We start from the raw sequence: 20812 nt of genomic DNA, 5'->3' as shown, positions 1-20812 counted from the left end.
ATCAACAGGTGAAGTTATACGATAAAATAGCCACAGTTCAAACCACAGGAAAAATGTTGTGAGACAAAAGAAGCGATTTATTGCTGGTGCGTCGTGCCCTGAGTGTAAAGCTATGGATACCATGATGCTATACAGAGAACATGATGTTGAAAAAGTAGAGTGTGTTGAGTGTGGGCATAAAATGTCGCAACCCGATAATGCTGTTCAGGCGTCAACTCGCCAATTTGAACAAGTAATTGGTGTATTTAAACCGGGCGATTAACCCGGTTTTTATTTTGTCGCGTGTTTAGTAATGTGGCGGCGGAGGCTCTTGCATTTGCGACATTAACGATGGCTGCTGCGACTCTTTTAGCTTTTCTGCTAGTAGCTCAGTTTGACGCTTCATTTTTGCAAGCTGCTGTTGGTGCGCTTTTAGCTCGTCATTTAATATATCAATCGTTTCGTCTTGAAAAGCCACTTTGGCTTCAAGTTCCATTAAGCGATGTTCAATTGTGTTCATTATCTTCTCGTATAATAAAGCGCTCAGCGATACCGCTTGAGCTCTCGGTTAACAACGACTTGCCGTTTTGTATAAACGTTACATCTAACACCACTGCCGATTTAGGCTTACTGCCTTCGCGCGGCGTTACTTGCCAAGTTTGAATTTTTTCACCGCTGGGTAATTGCCATAAATCAACACGCTTATTAGGCGAGCCCGTAGCAAGCAATGTACCTTGCTCATTAAAGCGTACCGCAGTAAAAATTTTCTGACGCGCAATATACGCCAGTTTACTCACAAGGTCACCTGTAGTCAGCTTCCATACATGTGCTTGCTTCATACTATCTGCGGTAAATGCATAGCGACCTTGAGGGTCAAGCGTTACTTGGGTTACACGAGTAGGGTGGTTAAAGCGATGAATTACTTGCCCTGTACGTGTGTCCCAAAAATAAGCAACGTAATCGTTAGAGCCGCTTAATGCATAGCGCCCGTTAGGTGATAAATCAACAGTGTTTACTTTATCTTGATGGCCTAAAAATTCGATACGACGTCCTGTTTCAAGGTTTATGAAAACCACAACACCGTCGCTTCGACCGTATAAAACACTACGACCTTGGTTACTAATAGCGATATCACGAATACTGGCTTTTTGTATTTCGTAGTAACCTTTATTTTTGCCTGTGGTTATATCCCATACGGCAAAGGTGGTTTTTTCTGCGGTAACAGCCACGCTGTTATCAAACGCTATAGCAACGGCATAAACTAAACTGTCTTGCGATTGCTGCTGATACCATTGATATTTTAATACCTGCTGTTGATTATCCCACAGTGCGACCCCATGGTTGATAGAAGAGATTAAGCTGTATTTACCATCGTTAGATAACGCTGACGAAAACGCGCCTTGCGCTGCGTGTTCGTAACTAGCTACAGCCTGCTGTTTTTTTTCGGTACAGGCGATAGCTAAAAAACAGCTAAATACGATTAAAAAAGTACGAAATATCGACATAATACAGGTATTTTCCCTTAACTCTTCGTGATTGAGAGGTTAGACTAGGTCACGTTTAAGGCCTAGGTTGTTTGTCTAATCACTGGATATGTTTTAGTTTAGCTAACAACGTGAAATTTAGTCATTAAACAAGCAGCCTATCATGTGGGCCGTTGATCTTTAACTAGTAATAATACATTAAAATGACAACTGCAAAGTGTGTCGGAGATTTAAAATGAAAAAGACGATTAGATTGTCATTGATTGCAGCGTCAGTTTTAGCGCTTACAGCTTGTAATCAAGAAGCAAAACAAGAAAAAGCTGAAGTTAAATTAGACACTGTAGAACAGCAACAAGCATACGGTATTGGTGCATCTGTAGGTAACTTTTTAAATAAAGATCTTGCAGACAAATCAGAAATTGGTATTGAACTAGACCAAGCACTTTTAATTCGTGGTTTTGAAGATGCGCTTGCTGGCAATGCAAAAATTGACGAAGAAAAAATTCGTGAAGTACTTACTGAGCTAGATACATCAGTGCGTACTAAGCAAGAAGCAAAAGCAAAAGTAGAGTCTGAAAAAAGCAAAGAAGCAGGTAAAAAATACCTAGAAGAAAATGCTAAAAAAGAAGGCGTTACAGTAACTGAGTCTGGTCTTCAGTACGAAGTACTTAGCGAAGGCGACGGTGAAAAGCCAGTAGCAACTGATGTAGTTAAAGTTCACTACAAAGGTACTCTATTAGACGGCACTGAGTTTGATAGCTCATACGCTCGTAACGAGCCTACAACTTTCCCTCTTAACCGCGTAATTGCAGGTTGGACTGAAGGTTTACAGCTTATGTCTGTAGGGTCTAAGTACAAGTTTACTATTCCTTCAGAACTTGCTTATGGTGATCGCGATTTAGGTAAAATCCCTGCTAATTCAACATTAGTATTTGAAGTTGAATTACTTGAAATTCAAAATGAAGAAGCACCTGCGCAATAATAAGCTTATTGTACAAATGCAAAAAAAAGGGACCTTAGGTCCCTTTTTTAATGTGTTCAATTAATTTAGTGGTTGGAAAACAAGTTATCAATTAGCTCATCTTCAAGTGCAAAACGGGCTTCAAGTGCTTCTCCAACAATTGATAAATCTTTATCGAAATCAGCTAATAAGTCTTCTTTATCTACTTCGGCGTATTTATCGTTAAAATCTAGCGCTACATCAGTTGTATTTGAAATTCGCGGGTAAATAGAGTTTGCAAGCTCTTGGCTTTGTAAGCCTTTTTTTTCACACGCTTTTGCAATATCGTCATATACCTCAAAATGCCCAGCTGATAGGTAATCCATTAAGAGTTGGCAAAAAGACTCAATAACTTGCGGCTCTGGCAGTGCATGATCTTTTTTATCGTAAGGTGAAAAACCAGCCATTTTACAATACAACACAATAAGTTCTTGGCGTTCGTTAAGCCATTTATCAATTACTGTGTGGCTACCACCCCATTTTTGTTGAGCTTTTTCTACACGCGTCAGCATAATTGTTCTCCTAGCTGGGTTGGTCTTTTAATTTAAAATAATAAAGTTTATGTACATCAAGATATATTTAATTAGCGCGTATATCAACAAGTAAAGTAGCCTTCTTACGGGTTGTACTTTTTAAAAGATATTTAGACAGGAAATTTTATTGCAGGCAAGAAAAAACCACCAGTTACGGTGGTCTAATTTCTTTCAATGACTTGTTAGTACAAGTTTTCTTATTTTTATGGGGTAATTTTTATTATTGTTATATTAAAACTATTATTTTTATTGTTTTAAGATTTTTATTATTGTTCTTGTTAACGCGGGACAAACAATATCAAGGTTTTCGTGATGTTGCAAACGTATTAACAAAAAGTTTTTATTGTTAGTTGTTTTTGCTTGTTTACTAATCAAAAAGGTGTTTATTAGCAACAAACCTTGATCTCAAACAGCTATCCAATCTTTTCGTCCCTAAGCAATAGAGGGGGGATGAATATGGTGATACAATCTTGCACAATTTCTACAAGCCTTAGGATCATTTACGCTATGAGCGAATTAAAAAACGACCGTTATTTACGTGCACTTGCAAAACAACCAGTTGATGTAACACCGGTATGGATGATGCGCCAAGCAGGACGCTATTTACCAGAGTACCGTGCTACACGTGCACAAGCGGGCGATTTTATGAGCCTGTGCCGTAATGCTGAACTTGCCTGTGAGGTAACACTACAACCACTTCGTCGTTACCCATTAGATGCCGCTATTTTATTTAGCGATATTTTAACCATTCCTGATGCAATGGGCTTAGGTTTGTACTTTGAAACTGGCGAAGGTCCTAAGTTTGAAAACCCAATTTCGTCACTCGCTGATGTTAAAAAAATTCCAAAACTCGATCCAACTGACGAGCTTGGTTATGTAATGAATGCAGTAAGTACCATACGTCGTGAACTTAAAGGCGAAGTACCATTAATTGGTTTTTCGGGTTCACCGTGGACACTTGCTACTTACATGGTTGAAGGCGGTAGCAGTAAAGTATTCGGTAAAATTAAAAAAATGGCGTTTGCAGAGCCGCAAACACTTCATTTATTACTCGATAAACTCGCTGATTCGGTGATTGATTACTTAAACGCGCAAGTAAAAGCCGGCGCGCAATCGTTGATGGTATTTGACTCATGGGGCGGCGTTTTAAGCCCGCGTGATTACAACGAGTTCTCATTGCAGTACATGCACAAAATCGTAGATGGTTTAATTCGCGAATACGATGGTCGTAAAGTACCGGTAACGCTATTTACTAAAAACGGTGGCCAATGGATTGAAGCTATAGCGGCTACAGGCTGTGATGCAGTGGGTCTAGATTGGACTATTAACATTAGCGACGCTAAACGCCGTGTAGGCGATAAAGTGGCGCTACAAGGTAATATGGACCCATCAATGCTTCATGGTACGCCAGATCGTATACGCCAAGAAGTAGGTACTATTTTAGAAGATTTTGGCACAGGCAATGGACACGTATTTAACTTAGGCCACGGTATTACGCCTGACGTAGATCCTGAAAATGCTGGCGTATTCATTAATGCAGTACATGAGCTTAGTGCTAAGTACCATAAGTAATAGCCACTTAAACAAGCTTTAAAACTGTTTAAAAGTAAAAAACCCGCTAAGTTGCGGGTTTTTTGTTACCTATTTATAAAGGCTTTTAAAACTACTTATTGAAGCGATTATTTAAATAAGCGATTTAAACCATTTAACGCTGCAACACGGTAGGCTTCAGCCATCGTTGGGTAGTTAAACGTGGTATTTACGAAATAATCGATATTATTGCCGCCATTTTTTTGTTCCATAATGGCTTGGCCAATGTGAACAATTTCAGAGGCACGTTCACCAAAGCAATGTACGCCAAGTACTTCTTTGGTTTCGGTGTGGAATAATATTTTTAAGCTACCTACTTCAGTGCCTGCAATTTGCGCGCGCGCTAAATGTTTAAACTGAGCACGGCCAACTTCATAAGGTACTTTAGCTGCGGTAAGTTCTTGCTCGGTTTTACCCACAGAGCTCATTTCTGGAATAGTATAAATACCAGCAGGAATATCTATAATTAGCTTATCTTCACAATTACCACAGGCAATCGCATCAGCAGCTATACGGCCTTGATCAAATGCAGCACTGGCAAGGCTAGGGTAGCCAATTACATCACCCACAGCGTACACGTTGTCTACTTCTGTTTGGTATGTTTCGTTAACTTTAAGCTGGCCACGGCTATCAGCTTTTAAGCCAATGGCTTCAAGGTTCAGTGTATCAGTGTTACCAGTTCGGCCATTAGCAAATAAAATACAGTCAGCCTTTACACGTTTGCCCGATTTTAAATGCATAATAACGCAGTCATCACGTGTCTCTATTCGATCAAACTCTTCATTATGGCGAATAACAATGCCGCTATTCCAAAAGTGGTAGCTAAGCGCATCTGATATTTCAGCATCCATAAAGGCAAGTAAACGGTCGCGGGTGTTAACTAAATCAACTTTAGCGCCTAAACCTTTAAATATAGAAGCGTACTCACAGCCAATAACCCCCGCACCATATATAAGTACACGGTGTGGGTCGTGCTCAAGGCCGAGTATAGTGTCACTTTCGTAAATACGAGAGTGGCTAAAGTCTACCTCTGGTGGACGATAAGGGCGTGAGCCTGTAGCTATTACAATCGTTTTTGCTGTTAGGCGTTCAGTTGAGCCATCATTACGTTTAACTTCTACCGTGTGCTTGTCTACAAAGCTCGCATCGCCTTGAAACATATGAATGCGGTTACGGTCGTAAAAACTACTGCGTAAATTAGACTGTTTAGAAATAACCGAACTAGCGTGACGTAAAATATCAGGAAAAGTTAAACGGCTAGGGCGCTCGCCTACATTGAATAATGGGTTTGCTTTGTATTCAATGTAACGACTAACCGAGTGACGTAGCGCTTTTGAAGGAATAGTACCCCAATGTACACAGCCGCCGCCTACAGTTTCTTGGCGCTCAATAACCGCTACTTTTTTGTCGTTTTTTGAAAGGTTCATGGCGGTACCTTCACCGCCAGGACCCGTGCCAATAATTATTGCGTCATATTGGTATGTCACGGGTACTTTTTTTTGTTCTGGTTGTTTGGCCACAGCCACTCCTAAATTAATTAAAAGAGGCTTTTAATAACCTCGCATTAAGTGCTAGCCATGCCTGTTTTTGATTTTCCCAGGCGGCTTCCAACTCATGGTATTGTGCCATTAATGCTGATTGTTCACACTGCTTTGCCATGTTATTTTTTTTAACTTCTAACACTTGTTTTTGTAGTGAACAATAATTTTGCAGTTTTTTCAGCAATAAATCGTACTCTTGTTGTAATAATGTAAGCTTATCTTGGGCTAAAGGCAATTTTGCAAGGCGAGTTTGGGTTTTACTCATGAGCGTTTCGGCCTTTGCTTTTTCTATACGTTCGACCGGAGTGCGTTTTAATTTGCTGGCTAAACCCAGTGCCGCTAATGTGCGAATCATCCATTTTGTAGGATCGTAATGAAACCACTTAATACCGTTACGGTAGTCGCTTGCAAAAATATGGTGGAAGTTGTGATATCCCTCACCATAAGTAAATAACGCTAAAAAGCCGTTATCACGTGCAGTATTTTTTTCAGTGTATGGGCGTGAGCCCCAAATATGCGCAACTGAGTTAATAAAAAAAGTAAAATGCTGGCTTAGCACCAAACGCAGTAAACCGGCTAAAATTAGCATTCCCCACACATCACCCACCAATAAACCAAGCACAAGCGGAAGGCCTACATTCATTGCTATAACAAGTTTTAAGTAATGCTTGTGTTGCCACATAACTATTTTATTGCGTTGTAAATCGCGACAGTTACTGTAATCACCGTAGCTGTCACCTTGGTAATCACGAAGCATCCAGCCAATATGGCTATACCAAAAACCGTTAGTTGCGGCGTATGGGTCTTTTACTGGGTCGTCAACTTGGCCGTGGTGTATACGATGATCGCTACTCCAATGCAGGGCACTGTTTTGTAATGCAAAAGCACCGCCAAGTGCAAAAATAAATTCAACTGCAGGATGTGCATTATACGCTTTATGAGCCCATAATCTGTGGTATCCGGCAGTGATAGATAGGCCTGCATAAAACATGCAGCCTACAAATGCAATCCAATGTGCGCTGGTAAATCCGTAGCTAATGCCGTACCAAGGTACAAGTGTGGCAGCCGCCAAAAAGGTTAGGCTAAAAAACAGGACATTCGTCCAAATAATCGGTGGTTTATTCATCGTATTTACTCTCAGCGTACAACTGTAAGCTAAAATAGTGTTTCAATCTCTTGGCGTCAAGTATTAGACTAGACAATTAAGCTAATTATCACTAAAACTTCATATAAATAACTTCAGGGAGCTGTGGATGTCGGGTGTTAGAGCACAACAGAAACAAAAAACACGACAAGCCTTAATTGAGGCGGCATTTAACCAGCTAAGTGCTGATCATAGTTTTTCTAATTTAAGTTTACGCGAAGTAGCGCGTGAAGCCGGAATTGCTCCCACCTCATTTTATCGCCACTTTAAAGACATGAACGAACTAGGTTTAACCATGGTAGATGAAGCCGGTTTAACCCTTCGTCAACTTATGCGCCAAGCTCGTAGACGCATAGCTAACGATGGTGGAAGTGTTATAAATACCTCCGTAGTGACCTTTATGGAGTTTATTGACAACTCAAGTAACCAATTTAGATTACTACTGCGCGAGCGCTCAGGTACCTCAAAAGCTTTTAGAGCCGCAGTAGCGCGCGAAGTAAAACACTTTATTTTAGAACTTGCTCACTATTTAGAAAGCGAGACTAAATGCGATGCAATTCATGCCTACATTCAATCTGAAGCCATGGTAACGCTTGTATTTAACGCTGGTGCAGAGGCACTCGATCTAGAAGGTCAGCAACGAGATGAGTTAACTGAACGTGTGATTTGGCAATTACGTTATATTACCCGTGGAGCAGGGCATTACAGTAGAGAAACAAATAAAGAAGCGTAGCTTAAAAAAATAGCAAAAAGTTAATATAAGCAGAGTATTCTTAAGCGCTTATTAAATTAAGCCTAAGCGCACCTGTTTTTGATTTTTTAATTCTCGTAATGGAGTCTTATTGGATTGAATATCCCTGTTGATTCGGTTTTAAATATGTTGTGTGGAATATTTATGCTTGCACCCACTGCGCTGTAATGATAAAAATAAGCCTCACTGAACACACACACAAGAAACAAGATGCAAAATATTCGTTTAATTACACTAAAACTTAACCTCTTACTGCTATGGTCAGTGAGCGGGGATTAGTGTGTTTGCATTGAGTTAAACATTAAAACCCCGCAATTGCGGGGTTTTTTTTATCTCGCGGCTGGGATAAATTGAAATTTGGGTAACACAGGAATGAGGGGCAGTTATGCAAGACAAAGATAAAGTATGGATTTTTGATACCACCTTACGTGATGGCGAGCAGGCACTTAAAGCAAGCCTTACAGAAGACGATAAAATTCAGTTAGCGCATACTATTAGCCGCTTGAATGTGGATGTGATGGAAGTGGGTTTTCCGGTTTCAAGCCCTGCTGATTTTCGCTCGGTGCAACGTATTGCAACCGAGGTAAAAGGCCCGATTATTTGTGGCTTAGCACGCTCTGTTGCCAAAGACATTGAAGCCTGTGGCGAGGCACTTCGCACAGCACAGCAAAGCCGTATTCATACTTTTATTGCCACAAGCCCTTTGCACCTTGAACACAAATTACGCATGAGCCTAGATGATGCAACGGCCATGGCGGTTAAATCAATTAAATTAGCGCGTAACTACACAGATGATGTTGAGTTTTCGTGTGAAGATGCTGGGCGCACGCCGCATTGGGATTTATGTAAAATTGTTGAGCAGGCAATTAATGCGGGTGCCTCTACTATTAACTTACCCGATACCGTTGGCTTTGTAACGCCAGACGAATATGCTGCGATGATCCGCCACTTAATGAATAACGTGCCAAATATTGATAAAGCTCGCTTAAGTGTGCATTGCCACAACGATTTAGGTTTAGCTGTGGCTAACTCGGTAGCTGCGGTACAAGCGGGTGCTCGCCAAATAGAATGTACAATAAATGGTATTGGTGAGCGTGCGGGTAACTGTTCGCTTGAAGAAGTGGCGATGATTATGAAAATGCGCAAAGACCACTTAAACGTACACACCGATATTAAAAGCGAAGAAATTTATCGCGCATCTCGCCAAGTGGCAAAAATATGTAATATGCCGGTACAGCCAAATAAAGCCATTGTGGGCGAAAACGCCTTTGCACATAGCTCGGGCATTCACCAAGATGGCGTATTAAAAGCGCAAAATACTTATGAGATTATGTCGCCAGAAAGCGTCGGTGTGCCAAATAACCAATTAAATATGACTTCGCGTTCGGGTCGTCATGTTATTGAGCACCGCTTAGAAGAGTTAGGTTACCAAAAAGCTGATTACGACATGGACAGCTTATACGAGAGCTTTTTAGCGTTAGCTGATCAAAAAGGCACCGTATACGATTACGACCTTGAAGCCATGATTTACTTTAATCAAATTAACGACAAAGACGAAAAATACCAATTAGAGTTTGTTAACTCAGCGTCTAACTCACAGTCGGTAGCAAGCTCTACCATTGGGATGTTAATTGATGGCGAAGCAAAACAAGAAGCAGCCACAGGTAATGGTCCTGTTGAGGCCTCATTTGCGGCAATTGAGCGCTTAACAGGTATGAGCGTTGAAATGATTGAATACAACTTAGAAGCCACTGGCCAAGGCGCAAGCTCGCTTGGTCAAGTAAACATTATTGCTAAATACGATGGCCGCCCTTATCACGGTGCGGGTATTGCTGCGGATGTGGTAGAGGCATCGGTACGCGCCATGATTCGTGTTTACAACTTAATTTATCGTGCACAAAAAGTGTCTGATTTAAAACAACAAAGGAAAGCAGGATGAGTAAAACAAACTACAGCGTTGCAGTATTAGCTGGCGACGGTATTGGCCCAGAAGTAATGGCAGCAGCAGAGCAAGTGCTTGATGCTGTAAGCAATAAGTTTGGTTTTACCCTAAACCGTCAGCATCATGCCATTGGTGGTGCAGCCATTGATGAATTTGGTGAAGCCTTGCCACCAAAAACGCTAAGCGCGTGTGAAAACGCCGATGCCATTTTATTTGGCTCAGTAGGTGGCCCAAAATGGGAAAACCTACCACCAAATGAGCAACCTGAGCGTGCATCGCTTTTACCACTTCGTAAGCACTTTGGTTTGTTTTGTAACTTACGCCCAGCACAACTTTTACCCGCACTTAGCGCTGCATCGCCATTACGTGCAGATATTAGCGAAAAAGGCTTTGATATTTTATGTGTGCGCGAACTTACTGGCGGCATTTACTTTGGTGAAAAAGGTCGAAGTGGTCAAGGCGCTGAAGAGGCCGCATTTGATACACAAACCTACTCACGTAAAGAAATTGAACGTATTGCGCGCTTTGCCTTTGAGGCGGCAAAATTACGTAGTAACCACGTTACCTCGGTAGATAAAGCCAACGTACTTGCATCAAGCGTATTATGGCGTGAAGTCGTTACCGAAGTAAGCAAAGACTACCCAGAAGTAAGCCTAGATTACATATACGTAGATAACGCAGCTATGCAGCTAGTTAAACAGCCTAGCCAGTTTGACGTACTACTTTGCGATAACTTATTTGGTGATATTTTGTCAGATGAGTGTGCGATGATCACTGGCTCAATGGGCTTATTACCATCAGCAAGCTTAAATCAATCGGGCTTTGGTTTGTACGAGCCTGCTGGTGGTTCAGCCCCTGATATTGCTGGTAAAGGCGTTGCAAACCCTATTGCGCAAATTTTAAGTGCCGCACTTATGCTACGTTACTCATTAGGGCAAGACGAAGCAGCACGCACTATTGAAAAAGCCGTAGCCGAAGCCGTTGAAGCAGGCGTTGGTACGCCAGATATCTACCCAGAGGGCGGATACAGCACAAGCGATGTGGCAGCAGCCATCGTTTCACGTATTTAATTATTAAAGCCGCAGCACCGTTATGCTGCGACGTAACAGAGTAGGGAATTAGCAAGTGGCCCAAACGTTATACGACAAAATTTGGCAAGCACATACCGTTGCCAGCATAAACGAGCAAACTGATTTACTTTATATAGATCGTCATTTAGTGCATGAGGTGACATCACCGCAGGCTTTTGCAGGCCTACGTGAAAAAAACCGTACGGTGCGTTGCCCAGAAAAAACCTTTGCAACGATGGATCATAACGTATCGACTAAAAGCCGATCACTTGATGCCGCAAGCGAAGTATCTAAAAACCAGTTAATGGCGCTAGATGCAAACTGTAAAGAATTTGGCATTGTACTTTACGATTTAAACTCAATTAACCAAGGTATTGTGCACGTAATGGGCCCAGAGCAAGGTATTACCTTGCCTGGCACTACCATTGTATGTGGTGATAGCCATACCTCTACGCATGGTGCCTTTGGCGCATTAGCACACGGTATTGGTACGTCTGAGGTTGAGCACGTTTTAGCAACGCAAACGCTACAGCAAAAAAAGGCAAAGTCGTTAAAAATTCAAATTAACGGTGTGCTTTGCCCAACGGTAACCTCTAAAGATTTAATAATGGCGGTTATTGGTAAATTAGGTACTGCTGGTGGTACAGGTTATGTTGCTGAATTTTGCGGTGAAGGCATTGAAGCACTTTCAATGGAAGCCCGTATGACGCTATGTAACATGAGCATTGAAATGGGTGCTAAAGCAGGTTTAATAGCGCCAGATAAAATTACCTATGATTATTTAAAAGGTCGCCCATTTGCACCTAAAGGCGCTGACTTTGACGCCGCAGTTAAGTACTGGGAAACCTTAAAAACTGATGACGGCGCTGAGTTTGATTTAAGTGTTGAGCTTGAAGCTAACGACATTCAGCCACAAATTACGTGGGGCACCAGCCCAGAGCAAGTAATTGGCGTTGATGAATGCATTCCAGATCCAGACCAAGAGCCTGATTTAATTAAAGCCGACGCTATACGCAGTGCACTTAGATACATGGACTTAAAAGCAGGCGATAAATTATCAAGCGCAAAAGTAGATACAGTTTTTATTGGTTCGTGTACTAATAGCCGTATTGAAGATTTACGTGCTGCGGCAAAAATTGTTGAAGGCAAGCAAGTTGTAGCTGGCATAGAAGCGTTAATTGTACCGGGCTCTGGCTTAGTTAAAAAACAAGCAGAGGACGAAGGCTTAGCCGATATTTTTAAAGCGGCAGGTTTTGAATGGCGCGAGCCGGGCTGTTCAATGTGTTTAGCAATGAACGATGACCGCTTAGAAGCGGGAAAACGCTGTGCATCTACGTCTAACCGTAACTTTGAAGGCCGCCAAGGCCGAGGCGGACGTACTCACTTAGTGAGCCCTGCAATGGCGGCGGCAGCTGCAATACATGGTCACTTTGTTGATATTAGAGGAGAAGCCTAATGAGCGTATTTTTTAGTGGCTTAATGGCCCCACTTGATAAAAACAATGTAGATACAGACCAAATTATTCCTAAGCAGTTTTTAACATCAACTAGCCGTGATGGCTTTGATGCGGCACTGTTTTACGATTGGCGTTACCTAGAAAACGGTGAACCAAACCCTGACTTTATTTTAAATCGCCCATGCTACCAAGGTGCACAAATATTATTAACACGCGATAACTTTGGTTGTGGCTCATCGCGTGAGCATGCACCTTGGGCGCTTAAGCAATATGGCTTTGAAGTTATTTTGGCAGAAAGCTTTGCTGATATTTTCTTTAATAACTGTGGCAACAATCAAATGCTAGCCATTACGCTACCAGCCGACACGCTTGAGCAGTTGTTTGTACTTAGTGAGCAGCACGACGATATAAACATTCAAATCGATCTTGAAAACCAAACACTAACAAGCGATAAATTTGCGCCAATTAGTTTTGATATTCGTAAAGACGTAAAAGAGCGTTTATTAAGTGGCTTAGATTTTATTGGTGTGACCGAAACGCTAAACCCACAAATAGATGCGTTTGAAAAACAACTTGCTGCTGAGCGCCCTTGGCAGTAAGGCTAAATCATTAAATTACATATGAAAACAAAGCGCGGCTGAGTATATTAGCCGCGCTTTTTTATGGTTACGTTTTTAGTTATTAATGTCTAAAATCAGCCATTAGCGCTGGTATGCCAGGCAGCATGCCAACAATGGCCATCACTGTGGTTAAAACCACAAACATAATTAGCGGAATAACCCAGCGGCTCATTTTAGTTAAATTAGCACTGCGCTCTTTACAGCCAATTAAGCCTAAGTTATCAAGCAGCATAGTCAGTGACCAACCAAAAGCAGGATTAACCAAGCTTGACGCAAACACCACAATAGCAGCCGATTGCGTTGTTTTACCTTCGCGTGTCATTTCCATACCCGCCTCAAGCAGCGGAATAAACACACCAACAATAAGCGCAACACACAGCACGGGTTGCCAAATAGCTAAATCCATTGGGTAACCCCATAAACCCGCAATAATACAAAATACGGCTGTTAAAATGGCGCCCGCCGGAATAGGGCGTTTAGCAATAGCGGCAGGTACAATGTAGGTTCCCCACGATGAGGTAAAGTTAGCACCACCGGCAAGTGAACCAAAGGTTTGTCTAACCGACGCACTTAGCATGGTGTCGTCTATGTTCATTTGTACTTTTTCAGTACGTTGCGGGTAACTAATTTTTTGAAAAACTTGATGCCCTAAAAAATCTGGTGACCACATAGCTACAGCCAATACTGCAAACGGCAGTACAACCACAAAACTTTCAAGCGTCGGTAGGCCAAGCATCCAGCCTGTATTTTCGCCCCACCAATAAGCTGGGTTCATATTTGGTAAGCCCGGTGCTGTATGAAACTCAAATGGGGCACCGAGTGCAAATGCAACCACACCGCCAATGAGGCAGCTAAGCGGTACAGCTAACCAGCGCTTTTTAAAATGCTCAAGTAACGCATACAATAAAATGGTCGCCAAAATAACAATAAATGCAATGTGCGCCATATCAATGGCCTCAGCCCATGCAAACAGCTTTTTAACCTGCGAAATAGTGCCAATAAAACCTAAGTATATGAGCAAGCCTCCGCACACCCCTTTACTGGTTAAGCGTGCCAGCAAACTCCCTCCTTTGGTTATCGCCAAAATAAAGCCAAAGGCACCAATGAGCAAGCCAAATGCCATAGGGTGGCCGCCAGCGGCAACCACAATAGGAATAAGAGGAATAAGTGGGCCGTGAGTACCGGCTAAGTTAGCCGTGGGTAAAATAAAGCCCGAAAACAAAATAATAAAAATAGAAACAATGAGTAATTCATAGCGTACGTTTTCTAACACAAACGCATCGCTTAAACCTAGTGGCGCAGCAAAAGTAGCGGCAATAGCACCTACCATAACGACTTTACCAATGGTGCCCGCCATGGCTGGAATCGTGTCTTCAAATTCAAAGCGGTAGTCTCTAAATGGTAAATTAGGTCGCCAACGCTTAGGCTGCATAATTTGCAGTTCGTGTTCTAGGTATTCGTCGCGAGTATTAAACTCTGAACTTGGTTTATGCTTATTTTGATAGCTGTTGGCATCATCTACGTGCGATGCGCTTGTTTTTTCTGGCTCGTTACCCTTTGGGGTTACTGACATAGTCCCTCCTGTTACTCGTTGCTTATTTATTAATACGGCTTTTGTTAAAGCAAATGAATAGTGAAGGAGCAGGGTAGATCAGCTTTTACTCAGGAATGTATAGGCAAAAGGTCGTGTATGGCTTTATTTAACGCTAAACCTGCAAGTTGGTAGTTTTAGTTATAAATTGAATTTAATTTTATTTGATTATAAATCAGGTGTTTATGTGTTTTTTCGCTTGTTCTAATTAGATGAAACATTATAAAAACAAGGCTGTTATCCTTTAGTCTAAGTAGTGGACTGTGTATTTTAATTGAACTGACATAGCGCATCTGCTAGGTTCAATGGTTACTCAAATAATAAGAAATACAATGCAAATTCAATCCCCTAAATCAATTGGTATTTTACTCGGTACGCTTTATGGCATATTTATGCGGCTGTTTGTAGAGCTACTTGATGCATACAATTTAAGCAGCCTTGTTTCTATTTCCTTTATGTTTTTAGTGCCCGTTGCAATTGGCTATATTCGTATTCACTTTGAATTTAAAAGCTCAAAAACATTAACAAAAAGGCAAATGATGACAATTGCTTGGCAGCCAATTTTTGTTTTTTTACTTGTAAGTGTTATTACGTTACTTGAAGGAAGTATTTGTGTGGCCATGGCTTTGCCTGCTTTTATGCTCTTTGCAAGTATGGGTGGTTTACTGGCAGGCTTTATTAAAAGTCACAAAACAAAAAACGCTAACCGTTCTTTACTCTCAATTGCTTTGCTTCCTATGTTACTTTCACCTATTGAGGTGAATTATTTACACTTATCAAAAACGTACGAAGTCACTAACTCTATAATTATTGAAGCGCCTATAAATCGTGTGTGGCAGCAGCTTGCAAATGTAAGCACCATAGAGCCACAAGAATTGCCATTTTCGCTTACCCAATTAATAGGTGTGCCTAAACCCTTAGAGGCAAATATGGATGCTACGGGTATTGGGGCTGTTAGAACCAGCAAATGGCAAAAAGGGGTTATATTCAAAGAAGTGATTACGGATTGGCAGCCAAATAAACAGATGCTTTATAGATTTGACATAGACCCAGATGCCATTCCCGATGATGCACTCGATAAACACGTAAAATTAGGCGGCGAATACTTTTCACCTCTATACGGTGGATATGAGTTAAGTGAAGATAAAAGCGGCAATACAATTTTAACTTTAAAAACAACCGTGCAAGATAATACAAATTTTGGTGTTTATTCACGAATATGGGGTGAGGTAATTTTTCAAGACTTCCACCATTCACTTTTAACATTAATGAAAAATAGATCAGAAAAGCCACTTGTCGCAGCTATTTCCCATTTTTAGCTTAAACCGCTATGGTATTAAAAAACTGTTATAAGAGTACTTTATGAAATTATTAACGGCAACTACGTTATTACTTGCCTCATCAGCAGCTATTGCGCGCCCTGCGCCTTTGGTATCTATACTAACACAGGATGCGTTTTTTAATAGTATTGCAGCGCATTGTGGTAAAGCGTTTGAGGGTAAAGTAAGCGTAGATAACGCAAAAGGCCCAAGCTCATTTGATAATAAAAAACTAATTATGCATGTACGTAAATGTACCGATAGTGAGCTGCAAGTGCCATTTCATGTGGGAGATGATGCATCACGTACGTGGATTATTACTAAAACGGGCAGTGGTTTGAGTTTAAAGCACGATCACCGCCATGAAGATGGTACCGACGATGCTTCCACTATGTATGGCGGCCATACGCTTGATGCGGGTTTTGCACAAATGCAGTCGTTTCCTGCTGATCAATACTCTAAAGAGTTATTTGTAGCACAAGGTATTGCGCAATCTGCGGGTAATACATGGCAAATGTATATTTACCCTGAGGTATTTACGTATCGGTTAATTCGCCAGGGGCGAGAGTTTAAGGTGGACTTTGATTTAACTCAACCAATTACTCCACCAGCAGCGCCTTGGGGTTATGGGCAATAAAACAGGTTGGTTTTTTGGCTTACCTTATTTAGGTAATAGCACAATGTGTTATTTTGCCTTTTTCTTTGGGGTATCGCATTGTAGTAAAACGTTTAATGGTGGTTGATAAGCGCGTGGTTTGGTAGGAAAACGTTCGTACTCTTGCACGCCTTCAAGCACTTTTAACATAAAGGTTCTGCCACGGCATAATCTGTCTGCGTGGCGCAGTAAAAACACACTTTGATTAGCAAAGTGTTTGTAATCGTCTGATTGAATTTCTATTTTATAGTTATCTTCACCAATTTTGGTTTGGTAGTAATGTACTTTATTATCAAAGTCATATGACTTTTCTTTTTTACCTACTTCGGCAAAGGCGGTCCCTATACCAGAAAAGGCTAGCAATGCAGCGCCAGCAAGTAAATGTGGTGTGTATAAGCCCTTCATAAAAATCTATCCTTTAATTTGCGAACTTAATACCCATTAATTACTCATACAAGTTCGATTTCTTTATATTTAGTCTAACACCCAAAAAGGGATAATGTGATGTTCAAACAAATAAAACAGCTTTTTGCTGTATTCGATGATCAAGAGCCGAGTATAGAGCCGCACGATTTAAAAACCGCAGTGGCTGCATTACTTATTGAAGTAATGCGTGCCGATACAAAGCTTGACCATAATGAACAACACACCCTGACTGTAACCTTAAAAAAATACTTTAATTTAACAGATTCAGAGGTAGAAGAGTTAACCACTAATGCGGCTAATAGTTTAGATGGGTCTATAGATTACTTTCAATTTTCGAAACAAATTAATGAGCATTGTAGTGCTGCTCAGCGTATTGAAATAATAGAATTGTTATGGCGTTTAGCGTATGCAGACAATGAAATAGACCCGCAAGAAGACTACGTAATACGTAAAATAGCAGGGCTACTGTATGTGACTCATGTTGATTTTATCGCCGCAAAAATAGCGGCGACAAAGTAATGTTAACTTAGCTTACTGCTAACCGACACAAGCTGTTGAGTAAGTGCTGATACCTTTTCTGCAGTGGCTGGGTCACTTATTTGGCCATTTTCGTCAAATACAGTAAACGCTGAAGGTACAGCAAGTTGATCGGCAAGCACTAATGAGCCAATGCCGCTTAAAATGTCGCGTACATGATTTAAGCCGCGCAAGCCACCCAGCCCACCAGGTGATGTAGCAAATAACGCCACTACTTTATTGCGAAATGCAGGCGCAGCGCCTTGCTCAGTACGTGACGCCCAATCAATTGCATTTTTAAGTGCGGCTGTAATTGAGCCGTTGTACTCTGGGCTTGCCAGTAAAATTCCATCAGCAGCGCGTAACTTATCTTTTAAAAGTTGTGCATCGGCTGGTGTGCCTTGTGCTTCAATATCTTCGCTAAATAATGGCAAATTTAAATCGGCGAGTTTAATTACTTCTACCTCCGCGCCTGTTTGCAGAGCAAAACGTGCCGCTTCGTTAATAAGTTTTTGGTTAAAGCTATCTTTACGCAGGCTACCCGCGAGCGCGATAATTTTTGGTGCTGACATAATTGAGACCTTTTATTTGCTGGGTGTGACACTAATGTAGCAAATTTTTGCTTGTAGAAAACCCGAATAAACGCAACACTTATGTGCGTATATGCACATAAGTAGAAGGCGGGTAGTGTGGCAATTAAATTTGATGATTGGCAAGATGTAAAAGTAGCGTTTGAAGTGGCAAGGCTGGGTACGCTAACGGCTGCCGCAGAGGTTTTAAATGTGCACCACAGTACAGTACTGAGACGTATTAATAGCCTTGAAAAAAACTTAGATACGCGTTTATTTCATCGCCATGCACGGGGTTATAAAGTAACTGAAATAGGCGCTAAACTATTCGCAACAGCTGAAATTATAGATTCATCACTTGAGCAATTACATAACGATATTGCTGCTGCCGACAGTGCGTTACGCGGAAGTTTATTACTTACCACAGTCAGTGGGTTTATGGATGTACTAGGCGATGTCTGTGAGGAGTTTCAGGCTTTGCACCCTCAGGTGCAGCTTGAAGTAATTTTAGAACAAAAGCGGTTGAGGCTGGATCATGGGCAAGCACATATTGCAGTACGTGCAGGGCCAAGGCCAGACGAAGGGGATTATATTGCTCAACATTTAACTAAGCTTAAATCTGGCTTGTACGCCAACAAACGCTACATAAACAAGTATGGTATGCCTAAAACATTAAGTGATTTACAGCATCATAATTTTGTATCGGGTGTGGCAGGCTTTAATGCACAAGTCCCTTATTTTGAGTGGGCCGATAAGTATATTCCGGCGCAGCAAATAAAGTTACGGGTATCAGAAACCTCCGAAGCAGCAAGAGCCATAATTAAAGGCTTAGGCGTTGGCGGTTTACAACATGGGGTAGCCGCTCAATATGCTGATTTAGTGCCTATTTTACAAAGTGAGCTCAGTTGGCAAACAGATGTGTGGCTAGTAACACATCAATTAGTGCATCGCACCGCGAAAGTACAAGCTTTTGCAGGACTATTAAAAGCGCACTTTAATAAACCCCAAACCCTTAAATAGTTTTTTTAACCTCAATACCTAAACGCTTAGCAAGGCGTACAAGGTTTGCTCTGTCGAGTTCCAGCACTCTTGCCGTTGCTGCCCAGTTATAATTATGCTGCTTTAGTTGCTCGGTTATAACTGTAAATTGTAAAGATTCAACGGCCTGCTTTAATGGCTGATTACAGGCAGTGTGAATGGTGTTTTGCGTGTTAACTTGCACTGTATTACTTAGCTGTGGGATTAAATCGCAGTGCTCGCTTGTAATCGTAACTATAGGGTTTTGCCATTGGCTTTGCTTAGCCTTTAATGCGCTGCGGCTAATAACATGTTCAAGCTCTCGTACATTACCAGGCCAACTGTATTGGTTAAGCAATGCTTGCGCTTCAGTGCTTAGCTTTAATTGTTTAATACCTAATTTACGGGCTGTTTGCTCAATAAAATAACCAGCAAGTAGGGTTATGTCGTGCTCACGTTTATTAAGTGGCGGCACGGTAATAGGGTAAACACTTAGCCGGTGATATAAATCGGCTCTAAAGCGACCTTGCGCTACCTCACGTTTTAAATCACGATTAGTGGCAGCCACCACACGAACATCTACGTATTTTGGTGTGTCTTCACCAACGGTTTGAATTTCACCACTTTGTAACACACGTAATAATTTACTTTGCATTGCCAATGGCAGCTCGCCAATTTCGTCTAAAAATAATGTGCCGCCATCAGCTAGCTGAAACTTACCTTGGCGGGCATTTTGTGCGCCAGTAAAAGCGCCTTTGGCATGGCCAAAAAATTCACTCTCAGCAAGGTTCTCGGGAAGTGAGGCACAATTTAAGTGAATAAGGGGCTGATCTTTGCGGGCAGAATTTAAGTGAATATTGCGCGCTACTAGCTCTTTTCCTACGCCTGTCTCTCCTAAAACCAATACACTAAAGTTAGAGGCAGCAACCAGTTTTATTTCATTTTTAAGCGTTTGCATTACTGGGCTTTGGCCAATTATTTCACCGCCATCGCGAGTAAGCGCATCACGCGTTAACTCTTGCACAAGTGCACTCGAATGCTGCGCATGGTGTTTGTAGTGGGCAAGCTCTAGAGCCGTTTTAAAATGTGCACTACACAGCGTTTGTAAGGTGCTTAGCATATCTGTGCTGATACTGCTAAAGGCATTTGCGTTAAGGCTATCAAACGTGAGTACGCCAAGTAGTGCATTTTTATCATAAAGGGGTAAGCCTAAACAGGCATGCACAGGAATATCGCCCGTTTTAGCCAGCAGTAAGCCGTCGTATGGGTCGGGCAGTGGGCAGTCGTGTGCAAATTGTAATGCGTGGCTTGCACTGCAAATAGCCTTAAGGCGAGGGTGCTCTGCTATTTTAAAACGCCTGCCAAGGCTGTCGGGCATCAGGCCTTTAATGGCTAAGGGCTTAAGTTGCTCGCCCTGCACCACAAGTAATGCACTGGCATCGCTAGGTATTACACGCTCAACCGTTGCCAGTAATTGATCAAAGCTGTGCTCGTGCAGGGTGCTTTGGGCAAGCTCTAAAGCTACTTGGGTGAGGTTGAATTGCTGCTTCATGTCAAAATGACCTATACGTGTGTTTATGATTTAAAATAGGGTAGGTCATAAAGACTC

General features: G+C 41.6%; 21 protein-coding genes. 12 read left to right on the top strand and 9 right to left on the bottom strand.

Translation table 11 applies throughout. The features are described from left to right. Positions 1-58: 58 nt before the first annotated feature. Positions 59-262, top strand: coding sequence for a YheV family putative zinc ribbon protein (locus J8L71_RS15840; RefSeq protein ID WP_058547982.1), 204 nt, complete (start codon positions 59-61; stop codon positions 260-262). Between the two features lie 24 nt (positions 263-286). Here J8L71_RS15840 and J8L71_RS15835 read toward each other — a convergent pair whose 3' ends face one another. Continuing rightward, complete coding sequence (locus J8L71_RS15835; RefSeq protein WP_058547981.1) at positions 287-499, bottom strand: SlyX family protein; 213 nt, start codon at positions 497-499, stop codon at positions 287-289. Continuing rightward, positions 486-1484 carry a hypothetical protein gene (locus J8L71_RS15830; RefSeq protein ID WP_211001373.1) on the bottom strand — a complete coding sequence of 333 codons (999 nt, stop codon included), beginning with the start codon at positions 1482-1484 and terminating at the stop codon, positions 486-488. Before J8L71_RS15830 ends, J8L71_RS15835 begins: the two co-directional genes overlap by 14 nt. Positions 1485-1698: 214 nt before the next feature. Between J8L71_RS15830 and fkpA the strand changes: the two genes are divergently transcribed. Then, positions 1699-2445 (top strand): FKBP-type peptidyl-prolyl cis-trans isomerase, encoded by a 747-nt coding sequence (gene fkpA / locus J8L71_RS15825; RefSeq protein ID WP_211001372.1) that lies wholly within the window; start codon positions 1699-1701, stop codon positions 2443-2445. 65 nt (positions 2446-2510) lie between these two features. Here fkpA and rsd read toward each other — a convergent pair whose 3' ends face one another. Continuing rightward, entirely contained in the window at positions 2511-2975 is a 465-nt protein-coding gene (gene rsd, locus J8L71_RS15820) for a sigma D regulator (protein WP_211001371.1), read from the bottom strand. Positions 2976-3503: 528 nt separating this feature from the next. Here rsd and hemE point away from each other — a divergent pair. Next, positions 3504-4568 carry a uroporphyrinogen decarboxylase gene (gene hemE / locus J8L71_RS15815; protein WP_138682963.1) on the top strand — a complete coding sequence of 355 codons (1065 nt, stop codon included), beginning with the start codon at positions 3504-3506 and terminating at the stop codon, positions 4566-4568. A gap of 107 nt (positions 4569-4675) precedes the next feature. On the opposite strand, the gene sthA is transcribed toward hemE, so the two are convergent. Together sthA and J8L71_RS15805 are read right to left on the bottom strand one after the other, a co-directional pair. Beyond that, positions 4676-6106: a Si-specific NAD(P)(+) transhydrogenase gene (sthA, locus tag J8L71_RS15810; protein ID WP_211001370.1), complete on the bottom strand. Its 1431-nt coding sequence runs from the start codon at positions 6104-6106 to the stop codon at positions 4676-4678. A 13-nt stretch (positions 6107-6119) separates the two neighbouring features. Then, a complete protein-coding gene (locus J8L71_RS15805; RefSeq protein WP_211001369.1) occupies positions 6120-7253 on the bottom strand; it encodes a fatty acid desaturase in 1134 nt (377 codons plus the stop codon). 127 nt (positions 7254-7380) lie between these two features. Here J8L71_RS15805 and fabR point away from each other — a divergent pair, with 127 nt between their 5' ends. The 5 genes from fabR to leuD all read left to right on the top strand — a co-directional run bounded on the left by fabR (position 7381) and on the right by leuD (position 13089). Continuing rightward, positions 7381-8004 (top strand): HTH-type transcriptional repressor FabR, encoded by a 624-nt coding sequence (gene fabR, locus J8L71_RS15800; protein ID WP_211001368.1) that lies wholly within the window; start codon positions 7381-7383, stop codon positions 8002-8004. A gap of 403 nt (positions 8005-8407) precedes the next feature. Beyond that, positions 8408-9961, top strand: a complete 1554-nt coding sequence (leuA, locus tag J8L71_RS15795; protein ID WP_004589389.1) for a 2-isopropylmalate synthase — start codon at positions 8408-8410, stop codon at positions 9959-9961. Further along, positions 9958-11034 carry a 3-isopropylmalate dehydrogenase gene (gene leuB / locus J8L71_RS15790; RefSeq protein WP_211001367.1) on the top strand — a complete coding sequence of 359 codons (1077 nt, stop codon included), beginning with the start codon at positions 9958-9960 and terminating at the stop codon, positions 11032-11034. Before leuA ends, leuB begins: the two co-directional genes overlap by 4 nt. Before the next feature lie 55 nt (positions 11035-11089). Continuing rightward, complete coding sequence (gene leuC / locus J8L71_RS15785; RefSeq protein ID WP_211001366.1) at positions 11090-12490, top strand: 3-isopropylmalate dehydratase large subunit; 1401 nt, start codon at positions 11090-11092, stop codon at positions 12488-12490. Continuing rightward, positions 12490-13089: a 3-isopropylmalate dehydratase small subunit gene (leuD, locus tag J8L71_RS15780; RefSeq protein ID WP_211001365.1), complete on the top strand. Its 600-nt coding sequence runs from the start codon at positions 12490-12492 to the stop codon at positions 13087-13089. The genes leuC and leuD overlap by 1 nt, the downstream gene beginning before the upstream one ends. An 82-nt stretch (positions 13090-13171) precedes the next feature. Here the strand turns inward: leuD and J8L71_RS15775 are convergent, their stop codons facing one another. Further along, a complete protein-coding gene (locus J8L71_RS15775) occupies positions 13172-14683 on the bottom strand; it encodes a DUF3360 family protein (protein WP_089348923.1) in 1512 nt (503 codons plus the stop codon). Positions 14684-15033: 350 nt separating this feature from the next. On the opposite strand from J8L71_RS15775, the gene J8L71_RS15770 reads away from it, so the two are divergent. Both J8L71_RS15770 and J8L71_RS15765 read left to right on the top strand, forming a co-directional pair. Then, positions 15034-16020, top strand: a complete 987-nt coding sequence (locus J8L71_RS15770; protein ID WP_211001364.1) for a hypothetical protein — start codon at positions 15034-15036, stop codon at positions 16018-16020. Positions 16021-16063: 43 nt separating this feature from the next. Beyond that, on the top strand, positions 16064-16657 hold the full coding sequence (locus J8L71_RS15765) for a hypothetical protein (protein ID WP_211001363.1): 594 nt from the start codon (positions 16064-16066) through the stop codon (positions 16655-16657). Positions 16658-16705: 48 nt separating this feature from the next. On the opposite strand, the gene J8L71_RS15760 is transcribed toward J8L71_RS15765, so the two are convergent. Next, the gene (locus J8L71_RS15760; protein WP_211001362.1) at positions 16706-17080 is read right to left on the bottom strand and encodes a hypothetical protein; all 375 of its coding nucleotides are present in this window, start codon (positions 17078-17080) and stop codon (positions 16706-16708) included. Between the two features lie 99 nt (positions 17081-17179). Between J8L71_RS15760 and J8L71_RS15755 the strand changes: the two genes are divergently transcribed. Next, complete coding sequence (locus J8L71_RS15755) at positions 17180-17620, top strand: TerB family tellurite resistance protein (RefSeq protein WP_058547967.1); 441 nt, start codon at positions 17180-17182, stop codon at positions 17618-17620. Between the two features lie 2 nt (positions 17621-17622). Here J8L71_RS15755 and J8L71_RS15750 read toward each other — a convergent pair whose 3' ends face one another. Further along, complete coding sequence (locus J8L71_RS15750) at positions 17623-18189, bottom strand: NAD(P)H-dependent oxidoreductase (protein WP_211001361.1); 567 nt, start codon at positions 18187-18189, stop codon at positions 17623-17625. A 117-nt stretch (positions 18190-18306) separates the two neighbouring features. On the opposite strand from J8L71_RS15750, the gene J8L71_RS15745 reads away from it, so the two are divergent. Continuing rightward, positions 18307-19206, top strand: coding sequence for a LysR family transcriptional regulator (locus J8L71_RS15745; RefSeq protein ID WP_211001360.1), 900 nt, complete (start codon positions 18307-18309; stop codon positions 19204-19206). Here the strand turns inward: J8L71_RS15745 and norR are convergent. Beyond that, positions 19199-20755, bottom strand: coding sequence for a nitric oxide reductase transcriptional regulator NorR (gene norR, locus J8L71_RS15740; protein WP_211001359.1), 1557 nt, complete (start codon positions 20753-20755; stop codon positions 19199-19201). The two genes, J8L71_RS15745 and norR, sit on opposite strands and share 8 nt — an antisense overlap. Between the last annotated feature and the right edge of the window lie 57 nt (positions 20756-20812).

The sequence above is a fragment of the Pseudoalteromonas sp. MMG007 genome, from assembly GCF_018100985.1.
GTDB lineage: Bacteria > Pseudomonadota > Gammaproteobacteria > Enterobacterales > Alteromonadaceae > Pseudoalteromonas.
The sequence above is the reverse complement of the archived record's forward strand: the minus strand, read 5'-3'. Positions and strand labels throughout refer to the sequence as shown.